Below are 20251 nucleotides of genomic sequence, written 5' to 3'. Positions count from 1 at the left end.
GGGGAGCCGCGGACGGCGTGAAAGATGGCGTGGGCATTGCAGATGGCGATGGTGCTGGTGGTGCTGGTGGCGCTGATGCTGCCGGCGGAACGAATCCGGGCGGTGGCGGCGCGGCATCGCATCTGCGTACGGTGCCGGTCGAGCAGGTGCGGCGCGGCGATGTGCTGCAGGTGCTGCCGGGCGAGACCGTACCCGTCGACGGCGAACTGCTCAGCGGTTCGGCAACGCTCGACCTTTCCAACATCAACGGCGAACCGATGCCGCGCGAGGTGTTCGTCGGCGCGCGCGTGATGTCGGGCGCGGTGAACGGCGCCACCATGCTCACCATGCGTGCCACCGAGCTGTCGCGTGACTCGCAGTACCAGCGCATCCTCGAGCTCGTGCGGTCGGCGCAGAGCTCGCGCGCCACCGTGGTGAAGACCGCCGACCTGCTGGCCGTGCCGTTCACCGTGGTCTCGTTCATCATCGCGTGCGCGGCGTGGATCATCTCCGGCGTGCCCACGCGATTCGCCCAGGTGCTCGTGCTCGCCACGCCCTGTCCGCTGCTCATCGCCGCGCCCGTGGCCTACATGGCCGGTACCGGACGGCTCGCGAAGGCCGGCATCCTCATCAAGGCGCAGGAGGTGCTGGAGAATCTTGGCCGCGTCTCGCATATCTTCTTCGACAAGACCGGCACGCTGACTGTCAAGAAGCCGCAGGTCGTGCGCGTCGACAAGCCGGTCGGCGTGGTGGCCGTGCCGTCGGGTTCTGGCGCAGGGACGGAGGCTGCTGCTGAGGTGTCGGACACTGGGGACACCGGTCCATTGTCGGGCGTTGCCGAGGTGTCGGGCACATCAGGCGTGGCGCGGTCGGCGGTGTCTGCCGGGCAGGCGAAGTCCCGGCCCGCCGCACTCAACGAGGACCATATCCTCATGTTCGCCGGCGTGGTGGAAAGCTATTCGGTGCACATCCTCGCCAAGGGCATCGCCAAGGCGGGTTCGGCGGCGGTCGAGCGGCTTCACACGCAATATGCCGCCGGCCAGCGCAACTGTCCGGAGAACGGCAGGCCGGGGCATGGCCGCGCCTATCCGGTGGTGCGGCATATCGAGGAGGACGCCGGCAACGGCGTCAGCGGCGAGGTCAACGGCCACAACGTTCGCGTCGGACGATTCGGATTCGTGACCGCCGGCATGCGCGGCATGGGCGCGGTCGCCGACCAGTTCGCCGTATTGCCGGGTGTATTGGCGTCGGCTTCCGCGGCGGCGTCACCGGCACCGGTGTCGCCGGAATCCGTGGCATCAGGTCCATCGGCTTCGCCGTCATCCTCGTTGCCGGAACGGACTGGGCACGGCTTCCGCGTGGTATCCACACCGGTTTCCGAGGCTGCGGCGTCAAGGTCATCGGCCGACTTCGGCCCGCGCGGCGTCGGCGAGGCTCCGCGAAGCACCGGTTTCCGCAAGGTTCTCAAGGCGGACCGTCCTTTGTCGTCGTCCGCCGCTCTGCGCGAGCGCGCCGACAAGGCCGCCGCCCGCGCCCGGAACCATGCCATGCGCGACGCGCTCTTTCCCTCCGATCATTTCGCCGATCTCGCGCCCGACGAAATGGCCGCCTATGTGGCCGTCGACGGCAGGCTCGTCGCGCGCATCGTCCTCAAGGACGTGCCGCGCGCCAACGCCAAGGAATCGTTGGAACGACTGCGTTCACTGGGTATTCGGCGGCTTTCCATGCTCACCGGCGACAAGGCCGCGTCGGCGAACGTCATCGCAGCCGAGGTCGGCATCGACGACGTCAAATCCGAACTGTTCCCCGAAGACAAGGTGAACGCCGTGCGCGCGGCCACGCTGGAACAGCCGCGCAAGCAGCCGTGGTGGGATCGCGCGTTGCAGCGGTTCGTGGGAGAATCCACCACGAAATCCGTGACTATGATGGTGGGCGACGGCGTGAACGACGCACCCGTATTGGCCGTGGCCGACATCGGCATGGCCATCACCGACGGCACGAGCACGGCCGCGTCGCAGTCCGCGCAGGTGGTCATCATGAACGACGACATCGCCGCCGTGCCGAACGCCGTCGCCATCGCGCGGCGCACCAAGCGCGTGATGATGCAGGCCGTGCTGCTCGGTCTGGGACTGGCGCTGGTCGGCATGGTGGCGGCCGCGTTCAACCTGATTCCCGTGGTCGTCGGCGCGTTCATGCAAGAGGCCATCGACGTGGTCAGCATCCTCTGGGCGCTCACTGCGCTCATCGACCGCGACTGACGCTCGACGCTCCACGCAACCGACAGGAACCGAGAAGTACGGCGGATTCCTGTTGGTTGTAATGATTGCAGCCGACAGGAACCGGAGATCCGATACGGTTCCTGTCCGTTGCAACTTACGCAACCGATGGGAATCATGGGACGTTTCCGATTCCCATCCGTTGTGTTTTGCGTAACCAACAGGAACCGTGGGATGGGTTCGGTTCCCGTTCGTCGTAGGTGATGCAACGGACGGGAACCGAGAAGTACGGCGGGTTCCTGTTGGTTGTAGTGATTGCAACGAACAGGAACCATGGTGGTTATAACGCATATGTGCGCAAAAGCCGACGCTGGCCACTACTTAGTGGCGGCTTTTACCCACGAGTGCGTTATAACCACCGCTCAGCAGAGCATTGCGTCGGTTATAACGCAAGCGTATGCAAAAGCCGACGCTGGGATGGTGCCAGAGGAGGTTATAACGCATGGATGCGTAAAAGCCGCCTCGTGGCATCCCGACGAGGCGGCTTTTACGGATGGGTGCGTTATAACCGACGCTACGCGGTGATTTCGCCGGCGATGGGCTTGGGAATCCATTCGGCGAGCTCGCGGCCGGTCAGTCCCTGCGACAGCAGGAACACGATCTTGGCATACGCGGCCTCGAGCGTCATATCGCCCGTGCCGATCGCGCCCGCGCGGGCGATCGCGTCGCCGGCCTCGTAATGGCCGAGCAGCACCGTGGCCTGCTGGCACTGCGACGCCACGACCACGGGAATGTCCTCGGCGAGCAGCGCGGCGATCGCGTCGGTCAGGCCCGGCTCGTCGCATGGCACGTTGCCCACGCCATACGCGCGAATCAGCACGGCCTCGGGTCGCGGCGTGAACATGGCCTCCAGGCGGGCCGCCGTAATACCCGGCGCCATGTCGATGACGGCCACGTCATGACGCGTGTACGGCTTGGGATCGGCCCATCCGAGACCGCGGCTCTCATACGGCTCCCAATGCCACGGCGCGCCCGTCTGCGCGAGCAGGCCGACCGACGGCGCCGCGAATCCCTCGAACGCCCACGACGACACCTTGCTCACGCGATTGCCGGCGATGAGATGATGACCGAAGAACAGCGAGACGCCATGTGCGCGGCCGCTGAGCACGGCGTTGAGCGCGCCCGTCACGTTGGCCGTCGCGTCGGTCTCGACCATGCCGAGCGGGTACTGCGAGCCGGTGAACACCACGGGCTTGTCGAAATCCGTGAGCGCATACGAGACGGCGGCCGACGAATAGCTCATCGTATCGGTGCCGTGCAAGATGATGAACGCGTCGGCGTCGTCGTAATGCGAGCGCAGGTCGTCGACGATGGCCTGCCAGTTCGCGGGCGTGGCGTTCGACGAGTCGATGAGCGGGTCGAGCTCGGTGAACGAGACCTGGTCGGGCGCGATCTGCGTGCCGTTGATGAGGCCGTACAGCCAGCCGCGCATGTCGGCGCCGGGAACGAGTCCATGCGGCGAATCGACCATGCCGATCGTGCCGCCGGTATACGTGATATGAATGCGCATCATCGCGTCCTTTCCACGATTGAAATTCCGTATTGGGGAATTACGTATATGAATTACGTATATATAGACAGGATAGGCTCGGCAGACCCCGGCCTCGCATACGTTCGGCGGCTCCCCGCCGTTCGCGGGGGAGCCGCCGAAAGATCGGGGGCGAAAGATCAGTCCTCGTTGGTGTCGAGCATCTCGTCCATGAGGTTGCCGTCGATGCGGCCGCGCACGTAGTACCAGCCGATGACCATCGCGATGACGACGACCACGAACAGCGCGAGCGTCCAACGGCCGGACGCGCTCGTGAGGTTCGAGATCACGACGATGGCGAAGAACAGCAGTGACACGTAGTTCGTGTACGGGGCGCCGGGCATGCGGTACTCCGGACGCGTCTCCTCGCCGGCCTTGACCTTCTTGAGGAACGCAAGATGGGTGACGAGGATGGCGGCCCACGTGCCGGCGATGCCGATGCCGGCCAGGTTCATGATGATCTCGAACGCGTCGGCCGGCAGCACGGCGTTGAGGACCACGCCGATCAGACCGAGGGCGGACGTGATGATGATGCCGCCATACGGGATGTGGTGCTTGTTCATGCGGGCGGCGAACTTCGGACCCGAGCCGGCCACGGCCATCGAACGCAGCGTACGGCCCGTGGCGTACAGGCCGGCGTTCAGCGAGGAGAGGGCGGCGGTGAGCACGACCACCTGGATCACGTCGCCGGCGTGCGGGATGCCGATGCCGGAGAAGAACGTGACGAACGGCGACTCGTTCGACGAGTAGGCGGTGTACGGCAGCACCAGCGCCATGAGGATGACGGAGCCGACGTAGAAGACGAAGATTCGGATGATCATCGAGTTGATGGCCTTGGGCAGGACCTGCTTGGCCTCCTTGGCCTCGCCGGCAGCGACGCCGACCATCTCGGTGCCGCCGAACGCGAAGACGACGCCCAGCGTGAGGGCGAAGACCGGGGCGATGCCCATCGGGAAGAAGCCGCCGTGCTCGGTGATGTTGGCGATGCCGGCGTGCGTGTCGCCGACCGGGGCGCCCGTGACGATGGCCCAGATGGCGATGGCCATGAACGCGAGGATGGTGAACACCTTGATGGCGGCGAACCAGAACTCGGCCTCGCCGAACATCTTCACGCTCATCATGTTGAGGACGAACACCAGCGCCAGCGCGCCGAGGGCCAGCACCCACTGCGGCACGACCTGGAACGCCTGCCAGTAGTGGAAGTACACGGCCACGGCGGTGATGTCGGCCATGACGGTGGTGGACCAGTCGAGGAAGAACATCCAGCCGGTGATGTACGCGCCCTTCTCGCCGAGGAACTCGCGGGCGTAGGAGACGAACGCGCCGGAGGACGGGCGGCGGATGGCGAGCTCGCCGAGCGCGCGCACCATGAGGAACGCGAAGACGCCGCAGATGGCGTAGGCGATGGTCAGGCCCGCGCCGCCCTGCGACAGGCGGCCGCCGGCGCCGAGGAACAGGCCGGTGCCGATGGAGCCGCCGATGGCGATCATCTGGATGTGGCGGGGCTTGAGGTCCTTCGCGTAGCCGGCGTCGCTCTTGTCCTGCGTGACGTGGGCCTTCGTCGCGGTCTTCGCGGCCGCGGTCGTGGTTGCTGCGTCGGCGTTGGCCGGCTGATTGGCGGCGGTCGGTGATGTGGCCGTCGTCACCTCTTCTTTCTTCTCTGTCATGACATTCCTTATATCGGTTGATATATCGGGGATATCCGCGAATCCGCAGTATTGGGGACATCGACGGGATATCGTGTCGGGCATGCGCATCGGCCGCGCGCGGGGCGCGACGGCCGTCGTAAATCGATGTACGCACAAACGTCAACATCATAGGACGGCGATTGGTCAACGGAGTTAACGAGACGATTGTCATATCCTCGTGAATCCCTCTGTTCCGTAAGCCTCAAATGCGTTACGCTGTAATGCGTGACTGAAAACAATGAACTTCGTATTGCCGTGATCGGCTCCGGCCCGGCCGGCGTATATTCCTCCGACATCCTGCTCAAGCAGCTCGCCAAGCGCAGCGAGGAGCTGGGTCTGCCCGCCACCGCGCGCATCGACCTGTTCGAGAAGCTGCCCGTGCCGTTCGGCCTGGTCCGCTACGGCGTGGCCCCCGACCATCCGTCCATCAAATTCATCGCCGGCGCGCTCGAGAAGACGCTCGACAACCCGAACATCCACCTCTACTGCGACGTGGAATTCGGCAAGGACGTCACGCTCGACGAACTGCTCGCCCGCTACGACGCCGTGCTGTTCGCCACCGGCGCCGTGAAGGACAAGCCGCTCGGTCTGCCCGGCTCGGACCTCGAAGGCGTGTACGGTGCCGCCAAGTTCGTCGAATGGTACGACGGATACCCCACCGGCGCTCGCGAATGGCCGCTCGACGCCGAGAACGTGGCCGTGATCGGCGGCGGCAACGTGGCCATGGACGTGGCGCGAGAGCTCATGCGCAACGCCGACGACCTCAAGGCCAAGACCGACATCCCCGACAACGTGTACGAGGGCATCCAGAAGAACAAGGCCAAGGTGCTGCACCTGTTCATCCGCCGTGGCGTGGCCCAGGCCAAGTTCTCGGTGCAGGAGCTTCGCGAGATGGAGAAGCTGCCCGGCGTGCAGCTCATCATCAACGAGGACGACTTCGACCTCGACGAGGAGACCATCGAGGTGGCCGGCAAGGACAAGCTCGCCCGCCAGATGGTCGAGGAGCTCTTCACCATCCGCGAGATGGCCGAGGACATGGAAGACGACGGCGACGTGGACTTCGAAGGCAACCCCGCCGACCGCAAGTACTACATCCACTTCAACTCCGCGCCCACCGAGGTGCTCGGCGAGGACGGCAAGGTGACGGGCATCCGCGTCGAGGTGACCGAGACCGGCGCCGACGGCAAGATGCACCGCACCGGCGAATTCGTGGACTACCCGGTCGAGGCCGTGTACCACGCCATCGGCTACAAGCCGGCCGAGGCGCCGGGCATCGCCTACGACGAGAAGGGCGCCCACCTGGCCAACGCGAACGGCGACGGCCGCATCACGACCGAGGCCGACGGCGGCGAGGTGCGTCCGCGCCTGTACGCCACCGGTTGGGCCAAGCGCGGCCCGGTCGGCCTCATCGGCTCGACCAAGTCCGATGCGCTGATGATCGTGAACCACATGCTCGAGGACTTCGCCGCCGCCCCGGAGCACGGCCTGTTCGCCGAGGACCGCAACCCCGAGTCCATCGACGAGCTGCTCGCCGGCAAGGGCATCAAGCCCATCGACTTCGCCGGCTGGAAGCGCATCGACAAGTTCGAGCGCGCCGAAGGCGCGAAGGAAGGCCGCGAGCACAAGAAGGTCATCGAACCCGAGCAGATGCGCAAGCTCGCCGCCGGCGAGTGATGTAGTTCGGCCTTGTTTGTCCGGCTCCCCTCCTTGCCAAGGAGGGGAGCCGTCGGCCGCAGCCGACTGAGGGGAGGATGCGACCTTGCGCAGGTCCAAACCTCCCCTCATCCGTTCCCAAGCCGTTCAAGACCCAGCGGCTACACTGGAAGGCATGGCTGAACTCAATCCCCAGATGCTGGTGACCCTATGGCAGATCGAACGCTGTGGTTCGTTCTCCGCCGCCGCGAAGGCACTCGGATGGAGCCAGCCGGCGATCAGCCAGCAGATTAAGAAGCTTGAATCCCAATGCGGCATGCAGCTCGTCACCCGCACCGCGCGCGGCGTCGAACTCACGCCGGCCGGCGCCATGCTCGCCCGTCACGGCGGCGCCATGGCCGACGAGCTCGCCCAGGCGCAGCGCCAGCTCGAGGACTATCGCCGCGGCAGTTTCGCCCATCTGCGCATCGTCGCCCCGCCGTCCATCTGCTCGACCATCGTGGCGAAAACGGTCGTGCGCCTCAGCATCGCCAACGAAAAGGCCCGTCAATCCGACGAATCCGGCACGGCCGGCAGCGGCGAGAACGGGGCCTTCGCGAACGGAGCCGCAACAAACGCGGCAAACGCCGCCGGCACCACGCCGCGCCTCGAGATCAGCCTTGCGCAGATGGAGCCGCCGGAGGCCGTGGAGCAGGTGACGGGAGGCGAGGCCGACGCGGCCATCATCTTCCGCTACGATACGCTCCCGCATTTCCTGCGTATCGACGAATCCCTGCATTTCGAACCGCTCGGCGCCGATCCGCTGCGGCTTCTGGTGCGTCGTGCGAGCGACATCGGCAAGGCATACGAACGGAACCACGAACCGGTCGACCTCACCGCCGCGCACGACGAGGCATGGATCGCCGGCTGCGCCACCTGCCGCGCAAACCTGCTCAAACTCGCCGCCCGCGCCGGATTCCAGCCCGACATCCGCCACTCCACCGATGACTACTGGGCCACGCAGAATCTTGTGGAAATGGGCATGGGCGTCTCCATCGTGCCCACGCTCGACACGAAGATTCATGTGCAGGACGATCTTGTGGCCTGCACGCTGCGCGACGCCAACGCCAGCCGTCAGGTCGGCATCCTCACGCGCGCCAACGATACGCGCGAGTCCCTCGGCCTGCTGCGCAACGAGCTCGCCGAGACCGCCCGCCACTATCTCCAGCCGCTTCCGGCATTCGAACAACGATAGGGGGCGGCTGCGTGGACGGCCGGCGCCTCGCCGTCATGTGCAGCGTTAACAACCGACATTCAGCAAATCTCCAGTCTCAATAGTTACGTTTGGTCCCATGGACCGAGAAATTCGCGTGCGTGGTCATTTCAACGGTTTGAAGACCACACTGTTGTTTGCGCTGATGTGGGCGATCATCATGCTCATATGGTGGCTCACCGGCGGCAGCCGAGGAACGCTCGGCATCTACATCTGCATCGGCCTCGGCACCACATTCGTCTCGTACTGGTTCTCCGACAAGCTCGCCATCGCGTCGATGGGCGCGCGTCAGGTCTCCGAACAGGAGGCGCCGGGACTGTACCGCATCGTCCGCGAGCTCTCCGCCCGCGCCGGCAAACCCATGCCGCGCATCTACATCGCGCCCACGATGTCGCCCAACGCGTTCGCCACCGGCCGCAACGAACGCCATGCGGCGGTCTGCTGCACGCAGGGCATTCTCCAGCTGCTCAACGAACGCGAGATTCGCGGCGTGCTCGGCCACGAACTCATGCACGTCTACAATCGTGATATTCTCACCGGCGCCATCGCGTCGGCCATGTCCACCGTGATCACGTACCTCGGTTATTCGCTCATGTATTTCGGCGGCGGAAGCGACCGCGACGGCGAGAATCGCGGCGGCGGCCTCATCGGCCTGCTGGTCAGCATGATTCTCGCGCCGATCGGTGCATCGCTCATTCAGATGGCCATCAGCCGCACGCGTGAATTCGACGCCGACGAGGACGGCAGCCGTCTGACCGGCGACCCCGAGGCGCTCGCTTCGGCGCTGAGCAAGATCGACGCCGGCGTGCAGATGTCGCCGATGCGCCAGACCGCCGGCACGCAAAGCGCCGCCGCGCTGATGATCGCCAATCCGTTCTCCGCGCGCGGTTTCAGCCGGCTGTTCTCCACGCATCCGCCGACCGAGGAGCGCATTCGCCGGCTCATGCAGATGAGCCACGAACTGCGGCAGGCCGGAGCCGTGCCCGGTCAGCGCATTTCGCTGCGGTAGGCGGTCGCGGCGGCAGGCGAGAGCCGGGTGCCGCGTTGTTTTTCGCCGCGCGCTCGGCGTCTGGCACACGCTGTGCTAGACTGATGCTTTGTGCAAACGTGCGGCTGATGGTTGTGTGATTGCGCGATTCTGCGGACGTAGTTCATCGGTAGAATGAAAGCTTCCCAAGCTTTAGAGGCGGGTTCGACTCCCGTCGTCCGCTCCACTGAGGACCGTTGGAATTCCAGCGGTCTTTTTTGTTTTCCGAGGATGGGAAACGTCGGTTACGCCCATAAAAAGGCGCGAAAAAGGCACGGGAAAGGCGCGCGCGATTCATCGAAGGCGCAGGGGGGCGGCACTGCATTGCGCGGTGGGCCGGCTTTCTGTGGATGGTGCGAATCGTTGAATATTCACGGGTTCTACTTGGTGCCGAGGATTGGGTGCAGACAATATCGGGGGCATTGACGGGGTATTGTACAAAGTCTAGGGGGTGGGCACCCTATACTTTCGACTAGGACTGCATGGACGCTGATGGGGAAACCGGCATCCGTGCGGTGAGGAATTGCGAAGGAGAGTAAAGGTTATGAGCCAGATGAGGAAAACGCCAGGGGGGGGGCTTTTCGTCTGATCTCCCGTATCGCGGCCTGCTCGGTTGCGGGGGCAATGCTGCTGGCCGGTGTGCCGGCCGCGTTCGCCGCTGACGATCCGGTTTCGAGCGGAGAAACCGCGTCGACCCAGTCGCAGCAAACCCAGTCGCAGTCCCAGCAGGGGCAGACGGGCGATAGCTCGGCAACGAATTCCGAAACGTCGAAGAACACGTCGAAGAAGACCGGTTCCGACTCCACCTCCAGTGACGCCGCCTCGAAGAGCGCCACGCAGTCCAAGTCCAGCGCTGCGAAGAAGCAGGCCTCCGCCCAGAAGAGCAAGGCGGCCGACGGCAACAGTTCCAAGTCTGCCGCAAAGACGAAGTCCAGCAGTGCGGCGACATCCAACACCAATGCGACGAACGATACGCAGTCCTACGAAACGTTCAAGAGCAGTCGCGCCGCACGGGCCACCTCGGGGCTTCAGGAATGCGTTCCTGGTGATCAGCTGCAGTGGGGCGGTGCGAGCGTGCTGTCCACGGATGCCGGTGCGTCGATTTACGCGAAGGACAACTTGTACTCCGGTGTTCCCGTTCCAAATTCCGCTTCTAAGACTCAGACGCTGTACAACGGCGCCAATTCCCCCTACAACGGTGGTCTGCAAGGATATCTTTCCGAAATCGAAGGCGTTACGGTGATCGGCGGCAACCTGAGCGGTAATCAGGGTACCGTGAGCAGCCGCGATATCTGGATGGGACGTGTGTCTTGGGGCTCCGGTCACCCTGCTCCGAATCTGGGCACTTCCCTTGCCGTTGGCGGAAACGCGGATGCATCCAACAAGGTGTTCGCTCTGACCGGTTCCTACGACAGCTCCCAGAACCGTTGGTTTGGTACCAGGGGACGCATCGGTGGCTGGAACTCCTGGCCGGCCGGCGTGGTGACGGATGATAAGCGTTCGGTGAAGGACAGCGACAGCCCCGGCGTTCCTCTGGTCGATCACCGTATGGGCAAGGAAACAGCCCTGCGTGATGTGAATGGCGTCGACTACAACGGTTTCGATTCCAAGATCAAGACGCTTTCGAAGAGCCTTTCGGATACGAAGCCGGGTAACGGCATCGCCTACGATAACGTGCATTTCGCGAATGCCACCATCGATGCCACGCCCAACACCGCGAGCAAATGGGTGGTCGGCGTGGATTCGCCGCGTTACGACTGGGCGACCGACAACGATCCCCGTACCGATCAGAAGCTCGTGAATGATTCGCTGGGTAACTACTGGCGTCGTTATACGCAGCTGAACCTGAAAGAAGTACACGTCACCTTCAAGGGCGACGGCAACAAGGCGAACAAGCTGCAGGTGTTCACTCTGGACATGTCGAAGGTGAACGAACAGTTCAAGAACACCGGTGCCACCGGCGTCTACTACGACTTCCAGAACATCCCCTCCGGCGCTTCCGTGCTGGTGAACGTGACCGGCGCCGATTCCAGCGGCAACCTGACCATGAACACCGGCTGGCGATTCGGCTGGAACGGCGAGGATGTCCAGAAGGTCGCCGAGATGGACAATAGCTTCGCCGTGGCTTCCGGCTCTATCATGTGGAACTTCCCCGATGTGACCGGCACGCTCAAGATTCGCAACGGTGACAAGTGGGCGCCCTTCCCGGACAGCATGAAGAAGGACCTCAACAACTACTACAACCAGGTGGGCGGATACGACAACGATTCCGTGGGCGGCGACGCCGGTGCCGCCTTGCCGGGCAGCGTTCTCGCCGCCAATGCCAGCTCTACGGAGACATGGGTAAGCACCAATGGACGCCTGTTCGTCGGCGGTGACCTGTGGATGTCGCAGGTTTACCCGCAGAACGATCTGCGATCGGATGGCAACCACGGTCTTGGTGTGGGCATGGCCCAGGAGCACCACAACTTCCCGTGGATCGGCAACGCCATGACCTCCTGCCCCGCTGGCGGTGTGCAGTGGTCGAAGGTCGATGCCGACGATCGCGGACAGGCTCTGCCGGGCTCCAAGTGGCAGCTCTCCAAGGGCTCCACGGTCAAGAACGTGACAGACAATGACGCCTCCGACAAGGATGCACGCCCCGGCTACCTGCAGGTGACCGACCTCGAGGCAGGCACGTGGACCCTCAAGGAGACCCAGGCGCCTGACGGATACACCAAGGACAACACCACCTACACGTTCTCCGTGTCCAACGGCGGCGGCATCACCACCCTTACCGTGAACGGCAATACCGACGGCAAGGTGCCCAACACGCGCATCAAGGGCGCGGTGATGTGGAACAAGGTGGATGCGGATACGCAGACCCGTCTTGCCGGCTCCGAATGGCATATCAGCAGCAACGATGGAAACGTGCAATGGGACGTGGTCGACAACGGCGACTACGACCGCAACGACACCAACGGTGAGTTCCTGGTGTCCGGCCTGCCGACCGGCTCCTATCAGATCTGGGAGACCAAGGCGCCGGACGGCTACAACAAGTCGGACGCCATATACGGGTTCACCATCACGGCGAACACCACCGAAAGCAATCCCGCCAAGCTGCAGGGCGAGCCCTACGGCACCACCTACGAGTCCGTGCCGAACGAGAAGCAGACAGGTTCCATCAGCTGGTACAAGCGCCCCTCCGATAGCATCAGCGCTCGTCTGGCGGGATCGGAGTGGACACTCACCGGACCGTGCGCCGCCTCGACCGGTGATTGCACCGACGGCACCACAGGCGCGAAGACCATCGTGGTGAAGGACAGGACCCCGAACTCGGACGGCGAAAACGACACGAATTCGGCCGTCGGCGAGTTCAAGGTCGGGTCGCTCGCATCCGGCCGGTACACCTTGCGTGAGACGAAGGCCCCGGACGGTTATATCCTGAGCACCGAAACCTACACGGTGACGGTGGAAGGCAATAAGGACACCGAAGTGTCTACGCTCGGCTCGGGCATCGTCAACCACAAGGGCGTGCCGGTCAGCTGGCGCAAGATTGCCGACGGAGATGCGGATACTCTGCTGAAGGGCTCTGTATGGACGCTCAAGTGCGAGTCCAACTGCACGACGGACGACCCGTTCAAGAACGGCGCGGACGTGTCGGACAACGGCTCGTACGACCAGGACACGAAGGACGGCGTCTTCAAGGTGCTGATTCCCGAGACGGCATCCCCGCTTGCCAACAGTACCGTCACGACCACCTACTCTCTGACCGAGAAGACCGCGCCCGACGGATACCAGAAGGTCTCCGGTGCCTACAAGCTGCAGATCGCCACCACGAAGAGCGGCAATATGATCATGGGCAAGGTCACCCGCACCTATACGTGGCTGGCGCCGAACGGCGATACCGTGGCCGGACCGACCACCACGCCGGAAGACCTGAGCATCGATATCGCCAACCGACTGCAGCCGGGCTCGCTGGTGTGGTACAAGGTCGACAACGCGGAAAGCGGCTCGTCCACGAACTTCCTCACCGGTTCGGAATGGAAGCTCCGCGCGGTGAAGCCGGTTGCCGGCACGGGCACGGACTGGTCCGCATGCTCGTACGGCGTCGGCTGCGACATCAAGGCCGGTTCGTCGGTGCTGACGCAGGGCATGCCGGACGGCGTGTTCATGGTGCCGAACCTCAAGCCGGGCGACTACGTGCTCGAGGAGACCAAGGCCCCGACCGGGTACTACCTGCCGTCCGATCATCCGAAGTACACGGTGACCGTCAAGCCGGGAGCCAGCACCAAGGTCGGCTCGGACAACGGCAAGGTCGGTAACTCGATGCCGGTACAGCCGCTGTGGACGAAGGTCAGCTCCGCGAATACGTCGAAGCTGCTGCCCGGATCGGAATGGAAGCTGACGAACACGCGTAACTCCTACGACACGATCGTCGTCGCCGACAACGGTAGCGCGGATCTCGACAGTCGGACCGGCTGGCTGAAAGTCCAAATCAACCCGACCCGATACGCCACCAAGGACGATCCGATCCAGTACACGCTGGTCGAGACCAAGGCCCCGAACGGCTACCGGCTCGACACGACCGAACGCACGCTGAGCGTGTGGTATGACGCAAGCTCCACGTCCACCAACAAGTGGCAGTGGAAGTGGGCGGACCGTGCCAACGCAGGTCAGGTGCTTCCGGTCCCGAACCGTCCGTTCCTCTCCTTCCTGCCCCTCACCGGCGGCGATGGAACGGCCCGTGCGTGGCTGATCGTCGGCGGCGGCATCGGACTGATCGCCGTGCTCGCCGGGGCCATCTGGAACGAATGGCGTCGTCGCAAGACGGTGACGATGATCTGACATTGAAAAGAGACTTCCGTGGCATGCGTCATTGCGTGCGACGGGTGCGATTAGGCCGTTCGGCGGCGGAGTTCATTGGCGTGAGAAACGCCGCCGAACGGGTTGATTGCGGTTGGTAACCAACAACAATCAGCTCCTCATCCTACCGGTTGATCACCGGCGTCGAAGGAGTTGGAGAAAGGTATGGATTCTGATGAAGGGTTCATTGTTCAAAAAGGGCTTCGCCGCCCTTGCCTCCCTTGCGGTCGGCATCAGCGGCCTCGCTCTCGGCGTGACCGCGGCCAACGCTGCCGTGACGCTGCCGACGACCACGACCGTCACGCTGAACGCGACTGACGAGGCGCAGTTCACCGATCACACCTACAAGGTGGCCAAGGTCGCCGACTACGCGGTGACGAGCGGCGCCGCCGGCGTGAAGACCCCGGCCGGCAACGAGACCACGTACCGTGCCGCGCTGGCCGCTGCCGGCGTGACCGGCGTGCCGACGAGCGGCGATCCGCTGGAGTGGGCCGTCGAAAACAACAAGCTCGACCAGTCCGGCACCGGCAACTGGCTGGGCAACGGCACGACCCGCAAGTTCGCCGACTACCTGGCCGCCCACCTGACGCTGACCGACCTCGACGCCTCCAAGGTGGCCGGCACCGGCACCTCCCGCACCGTCGACCTCGGTTCCGTCGGCCTGTGGCTGATCGTCGACCAGGCCCCGAGCCAGTCCTCCACCAAGGCGCTGCCTATCCTCGTCGGCACCCCGTGGACCAAGGACAATGGCCTGACCGAAGACCTTTCCGCCGGCACGGTGGAGATGAAGAACCAGCTCCCCACCGTCACCAAGGACGTCGACAACGTGACCCCGTCCAAGGGCAAGGACGTCACCTACACGCTGGACTCCAAGGTGCCGAACTACGTGGGCTACCGCGTGAAGAACTACACCTACCGACTCGTCGATAAGTTCGCCGCCAAGGACGCGCCGAGCAAGGTCTACTACACCGGCGAATTCCCGTCGGTCAAGATCGGCGATGACACGCTGACCGCCGGCGACTACACGGTGACCTACTACACCAACGAAGCCATGACCACGACCACCACGGACGCCAAGAAGGCCGTCGCCTTCCGCATCGACTTCTCCGACTACATCCAGAAGCAGTTCACCGGCACCGCTGTAGACGACTCCGTGTTCTACTCCGAGGCCCTGGCCGGCAAGCCCGTGACCGTGTCCTACAAGGTTCACGTGAACGCCGATCTCAGCGCAGGCGTTGTCAACACCCCGGGCGTGGAATACTCCAACAAGCCCGGCGAGGAGAACGACAGGGACAAGCCCGGCTACAACCCCGGTCCGGAAAAGAAGATCTTCAACTTCCCGGTCAAGATCATCAAGACCGATAAGACCACCGGCGAAAAGCTTGCCGACGCCGAATTCGAGGTCACCGGCACCGACGGTTCCAAGTGGACTGGCACGACCAACGATAAGGGCGAGCTCTCCCTCGACGGCCTGGGCGGCATCTTCCTCCCCGACGCGGACGCCGGCAACTTCTCCTTCTCCCACACCTACACGGTGAAGGAGACCAAGGCCCCGGCCGGCCATGTCCTGCCTTCCGACGCGACCTTCAAGTTCACCATCAGCGGCACGATCAACGGCACCGGTGCTTCCGCCACGGTGACCAACCTGAAGTACACGCTGGCCAACGGTGGCGGCCTGCAGTCCTTCGCCACGGTTGACTCCGGCAAGGCCACCATCACCCTGCAGAACGCGAAGAACATCACCCAGCTGCCGCTCACCGGTGCCGCTGGAACCGCGATGTTCGTCACGCTGGGCCTCGTGCTCGCGGGTGCCGCCTTCGCGGTGCACACCAAGAGCCGCAGCGCCAGCCGCGCACTGCGTCGCTGACAGTGTCCTGTCGCTGACCCGGCAGTGCAATTGCTGTCGCTGGCGTGGCACGGCTGACTAATGCCGGTGCCGCGCCAACGGCATGATTTGCCTTCCTCTTTGCCTTTGCCGAAGAGGAAGGCAAATCGGTATGACGGGCATGAAGGCGAGCGTTTTGCCTTCATGCCCATTCGTTTATGTTTTCGACGGACGTGGTCTTCAGAACGTGGGAGACGACATGCATGGGCGATGACATGCGTGGGCGACGATGATTCCACCGAACCGCCGCGTTCGTAAGGATGGTCGATGAATGATGAGCGGGAACGATTCCGGGAATGATCCCAACGCGGGAATGTTCACAGTAGGGAAGGTCGCAGGGAAGCGATTCACCCCCGAACAGCAGGCGTATCTGCGAGGCCTGCCGGCCGTGCGCGAGGTGTCGGAGACGCGTATCCGATACTCGAAGGCGTTCAGGCGGCATTGCGTGGAACGGTACCGGGCCGGCGCATCGCCGACCGAACTCTTCCGCGAAGCGGGACTCGCCCCCACATTGATCGGCGCGAAACGCATCGAACGCTGCATCGCCCGCTGGAAGAACAGTCCCCTCGACGCCGAAGGGGATGACGCCTCCGGCGTTAAGGCCGCCGGTGCTTCGGTTGCTGTGCCGGCTGTTGCTTCGTCTGCTTCTGTTGCATCGGCTTCCCCGGCGGTTTCGGCGGCTTCGTCTTCGTCTGTTGCCGAGCCGGTCGCGGCTCAGGAGCGGGTGTCTGCGTGGCATATCTCATCCGAATCGGGAATGATGCCCGAACTGGTGATCTCCCAGCAGTCCCACTACATCGCCGTGCTGGAGCAGCGGGTCGCCACGCTTGAGCGCGAATTGGCCGCCAGCAAGGCGCGTCATAGGAAGAAAGCCGGCGCGTAGACCGGCCGGCGGCTCATACCGAACGGCGACTGATGAATGGTGATTGTGAAAGGGCGAGTGATCACGATGGGGCATGGGAGGCGGATTTTCCTGGATGAGGAGATCGACTACCTCAATTCGCTGTCGGCGGTGCGCCATGCCACGCGAACCCGCATCACCTACGAGGATGCGTTCAAGATCGAATGCCTGCGTCGCGATCGCAACGGCGAATCGCCCACCCGCGTATTCCGGGAGGCGGGCCTCGGTTCCGAACTGCTGGGGTCGAAGCGCATCGAACGGTGCATGAGCCGATGGCGTTCCGACCCCAATCTGCAGACGGCGCTCGAACGGTACGATGACGGCGCGGGTGTGCCGTCGACGGGCGGCACGGACCCCCGCGACGCGTTGATTCGCAGGCAGGCGGCCCGCATCGCCGCCCTCGAAATCGAGGTCCGTCGCCTCCGCGCCCTGATGCCTCAGCCCGCCAAACGCCCCTGACGCAAGCCGTCCGCCCCGCCGCGAATCGGACGCTCCGGCGCGAATCGGACGATTTGGCGCGGGCCATCCGACCTGACGTGGGGCATCCGGCCTGACGCGGGGCATCCGAATCTGGCGCGAATCGTCAATTGCCCGCATATCTCGCAATTCGCGAACCGACTCGGCATGCGCGAATTGCAAGATACACGAATATTCCACGATTCATGAAACGCGCTTATATTCACGAATCGTTATATAGGGAAGTATGTAATGATTCATGCGCGGAATTTATGTTCTTGAACCATCGAATAGTCGTGTATTCCATGATTCGTGCGTTGAAGAGGGGTGCAAGAATCACAAGATGCGGAAGTATTTGATGATTCGTGAATTGGATTGTCGTGCACGAATTGCGATATATGCAGGTACCCGATGATTCGTGAGTCGAAATAGTGCGGATGAATTATGGATTATGGGTATATCCGACGATTCGTGTAACGGCCCGTTGTACGTGAATTGGCGGATATGAGTATATCGGGGGATTCATGCAGCCGTCTGCTGTGTGTGAATCGTTGATTATGAATGTATCAGGTGATTCGTGCGTCAGGCCGTTGCGCGTGAATCGCCGATTAGGTATGTATCAGGCGATTCATGCACGAATAAATGGGCGAATGGCGGACGAATAAATAATAAATATGAATACTAAAAACGAAGGAAGGCTTCCGTCCGGAAATATTCGGACGGAAGCCTTCCCTGGTGTCGGTGATTGCCGTCAACGACGAATCGTGCCGTATCGGCGATGATTCACCACCGTGGCGACGACGAATCGACGAATCACCGAATCGACGAATCGATTGCTCGATTACTTGGTGCCGACCTTGGCGTCGGCCTCGTCGAGGAGCTTCTGGAACTCGGCGTCGGGGGCCGGGGCACCGTTCACCTTCCAGTCGGCCAGATCGCTCATGACCTTCGGGAAGATCTTGTCGATGCGGTACATGGCCATGAGCACGATGCAGATGGCGAAGAAGATGATCGGCAGCCACACGTAGATCATGTCGATGGCACCCATGGCGCCGGCGGACTGCACGGCCTTGGCGCCGTCGTAGCCGCCCGCGGCGAGCACCCAGCCGACCATTGCGGTTCCGATGCCCAGACCGATCTTCTGGCCGAGGGAGCCACCGGAGTAGAGCAGACCCTCAACGCGGATCTTGGTCTTCCAGTAGCCGTACTCGATGGTGTCGGGGAAGAACGCCCAGATGGAGCCGAGGATCGGGCCGTAGACGATGCCCTTCACGACCTGGGTGAACACGATGAAGCCGTAGCTTTCCTTGGCGAACAGCGGCAGGATGTAGGCGATGATCGACACGACCAGGCAGACGATGACGACCTTGGTCTTACCGAACTTCGGGAACAGCTTGGTGCAGGCGAGGATGCCGACCATGGCCGGAAGCAGGTAGGCGAGGGTGAGCACGCCGACCGCGTCGGGCTGGTGCAGGTAGTACTTGGCGTAGTAGACCAGCGAGCCCTGGGTGAGGGAGTAGGCGACGTGGAAGAACGCGAGGAAGCCGAAGGCCATGAACCAGTACTTGTTCTTCAGCCAGGCCTTGACCTCCACCTTGAACGGGTACTGGCTCTTCTTCTTGGTACCCTTGGCGATCTTCACGCGTTCCTTCTGGGTGCCGAACACGACCCAGAACAGGGCGCAGGCGATGATGGAGAGCACGACGTAGGCGAGCACCCAGCCCATCTGGCCGCCGCCGAAGGCGTTGACCAGCGGCATGGTGGCGTTCGTGATGATGAGGATGCCGCACTGGGCGAGGAACATACGGGAGAGGTTGAGCTTCTCGCGCTGGCCCTGGTCCTGCGTGACCAGCGAGTTCAGCGTGCCGTACGGGATGGCCATCGACGAGAACGCGATCATGAGGAGGTTGTAGGAGATGAAGATGTAGATGATCTTCACGGTGTCGGACGCGTGCTGCGGGACGGCGAACAGCGTGACGGTGAGGATGCCGAACGGGATGGCGCCGAACAGCAGCCACGGACGGGCCTTGCCCCAACGAGAATGGGTCTTGTCGACGAGCGTTCCGACGCAGACGTCGATGATGCCGTCGAACGAACGCGAGATCAGCATCAGCGTGCCGACCGCGGCCGCGGAGATGCCGACGATGTCGGTGTAGAAGTAGACCACGAACATGCCCAGAGAGCCGAACGTGAAGTTGATGGCCATATCGCCGAAGCCGTAGGCGACATAGTCCTTGAGTCCCAGCTTCTCCTTGAAGCTGGTGGTAATGGCGCTGCTCATTACGCTCCTCTTTCCTTTTCCCGGTGTTCCGTGGGCGCCATGCCCACGGAATGAAATCGCTTTCACGTAGGGGTGACGGAACTGAGGCATCAACGATGAATAACCGAAATGCCGCGCGAATAACCCTATGTGAACGCTAACGCAGTTGCTTATGCTAGGAGTCGGGGAAAACGGTGTCAATATCGGAAGATAACAATCGTGTCGGCGTGCGAAACCGCAAAAGCCGATGGTTTACGGTTGGGGAGCGTGTGGTGTGAAGACGACATTTTCCTTGTGATTGTTGGGTTTTGGCGGGGTGTTCGTCGGGGGATGCAGGGTCGTGTTTTGTGGTGATCGCACGGCGGGGATTTGATAACAACGGCGAAAACCGTTATGAATTCGCAATCGTTGTTATCGGATTGTTGCCGATTCGGGGAATTCGGGGATATATCGCAGTGGATGGCCGTGAGGATACGGGTCGGTTGTATGATGCTGGTCAAC

The 20251-nt window shown here is 63.1% G+C and carries 10 protein-coding genes, 1 tRNA gene and 1 pseudogene; 9 read left to right on the top strand and 3 right to left on the bottom strand.

Going from position 1 to position 20251, the window contains the following annotated elements; genetic code table 11:
- Positions 1–125: 125 nt before the first annotated feature.
- Positions 126–2237 (top strand): annotated as a pseudogene (locus GFD18_RS06045) (HAD-IC family P-type ATPase); the annotation flags it as partial.
- 532 nt (positions 2238–2769) lie between these two features.
- On the opposite strand, the gene GFD18_RS06040 reads toward GFD18_RS06045, so the two are convergent.
- Positions 2770–3765: an asparaginase gene (locus GFD18_RS06040; protein ID WP_163198979.1), complete on the bottom strand. Its 996-nt coding sequence runs from the start codon at positions 3763–3765 to the stop codon at positions 2770–2772.
- A 158-nt stretch (positions 3766–3923) separates the two neighbouring features.
- Positions 3924–5450: an amino acid permease gene (locus tag GFD18_RS06035; RefSeq protein ID WP_163198740.1), complete on the bottom strand. Its 1527-nt coding sequence runs from the start codon at positions 5448–5450 to the stop codon at positions 3924–3926.
- A 246-nt stretch (positions 5451–5696) separates the two neighbouring features.
- On the opposite strand from GFD18_RS06035, the gene GFD18_RS06030 reads away from it, so the two are divergent.
- From GFD18_RS06030 to GFD18_RS05990, 8 genes are all read left to right on the top strand, one after another.
- Positions 5697–7145 (top strand): FAD-dependent oxidoreductase, encoded by a 1449-nt coding sequence (locus tag GFD18_RS06030; protein ID WP_163198738.1) that lies wholly within the window; start codon positions 5697–5699, stop codon positions 7143–7145.
- A 154-nt stretch (positions 7146–7299) separates the two neighbouring features.
- Complete coding sequence (locus GFD18_RS11080) at positions 7300–8358, top strand: LysR family transcriptional regulator (RefSeq protein WP_225432925.1); 1059 nt, start codon at positions 7300–7302, stop codon at positions 8356–8358.
- 97 nt (positions 8359–8455) lie between these two features.
- Complete coding sequence (htpX, locus tag GFD18_RS06015) at positions 8456–9385, top strand: zinc metalloprotease HtpX (RefSeq protein ID WP_163198735.1); 930 nt, start codon at positions 8456–8458, stop codon at positions 9383–9385.
- A 131-nt stretch (positions 9386–9516) separates the two neighbouring features.
- Positions 9517–9590, top strand: a tRNA-Gly gene (locus GFD18_RS06010).
- A gap of 437 nt (positions 9591–10027) precedes the next feature.
- The gene (locus GFD18_RS06005; RefSeq protein ID WP_163198733.1) at positions 10028–14230 is read left to right on the top strand and encodes a SpaA isopeptide-forming pilin-related protein; all 4203 of its coding nucleotides are present in this window, start codon (positions 10028–10030) and stop codon (positions 14228–14230) included.
- A 193-nt stretch (positions 14231–14423) separates the two neighbouring features.
- Positions 14424–16115, top strand: coding sequence for a SpaH/EbpB family LPXTG-anchored major pilin (locus GFD18_RS06000; protein ID WP_163198730.1), 1692 nt, complete (start codon positions 14424–14426; stop codon positions 16113–16115).
- Between the two features lie 331 nt (positions 16116–16446).
- Positions 16447–17016, top strand: coding sequence for an HTH domain-containing protein (locus tag GFD18_RS05995; RefSeq protein ID WP_163198727.1), 570 nt, complete (start codon positions 16447–16449; stop codon positions 17014–17016).
- 45 nt (positions 17017–17061) lie between these two features.
- Positions 17062–17493 (top strand): hypothetical protein, encoded by a 432-nt coding sequence (locus GFD18_RS05990; RefSeq protein WP_318644331.1) that lies wholly within the window; start codon positions 17062–17064, stop codon positions 17491–17493.
- An 838-nt stretch (positions 17494–18331) separates the two neighbouring features.
- On the opposite strand, the gene GFD18_RS05985 is transcribed toward GFD18_RS05990, so the two are convergent.
- Positions 18332–19771 carry an MFS transporter gene (locus tag GFD18_RS05985; protein ID WP_163198724.1) on the bottom strand — a complete coding sequence of 480 codons (1440 nt, stop codon included), beginning with the start codon at positions 19769–19771 and terminating at the stop codon, positions 18332–18334.
- Positions 19772–20251 lie beyond the last annotated feature (480 nt).

Origin of the sequence: Bifidobacterium saimiriisciurei, assembly GCF_010667655.1 — a bacterium.
In the GTDB taxonomy this organism is placed as follows: Bacteria; Actinomycetota; Actinomycetes; order Actinomycetales; family Bifidobacteriaceae; genus Galliscardovia; species Galliscardovia saimiriisciurei.
Note: the sequence above shows the minus strand (reverse complement) of the source record. Positions and strands in the feature narration are given on the sequence as shown.

Bases quoted from the DNA above. Each gene is read 5' to 3' on its own strand.
- GFD18_RS06040 (WP_163198979.1), bottom strand. From the start codon at position 3,765: ATGCGCATTCATATCACGTATACCGGCGGCACGATCGGCATGGTCGAT.
- GFD18_RS06035 (WP_163198740.1), bottom strand. From the start codon at position 5,450: ATGACAGAGAAGAAAGAAGAGGTGACGACGGCCACATCACCGACCGCC.
- GFD18_RS11080 (WP_225432925.1), top strand. From the start codon at position 7,300: ATGGCTGAACTCAATCCCCAGATGCTGGTGACCCTATGGCAGATCGAA.
- htpX (WP_163198735.1), top strand. From the start codon at position 8,456: ATGGACCGAGAAATTCGCGTGCGTGGTCATTTCAACGGTTTGAAGACC.
- GFD18_RS06005 (WP_163198733.1), top strand. From the start codon at position 10,028: ATGCTGCTGGCCGGTGTGCCGGCCGCGTTCGCCGCTGACGATCCGGTT.
- GFD18_RS06000 (WP_163198730.1), top strand. From the start codon at position 14,424: ATGAAGGGTTCATTGTTCAAAAAGGGCTTCGCCGCCCTTGCCTCCCTT.
- GFD18_RS05995 (WP_163198727.1), top strand. From the start codon at position 16,447: ATGTTCACAGTAGGGAAGGTCGCAGGGAAGCGATTCACCCCCGAACAG.
- GFD18_RS05985 (WP_163198724.1), bottom strand. From the start codon at position 19,771: ATGAGCAGCGCCATTACCACCAGCTTCAAGGAGAAGCTGGGACTCAAG.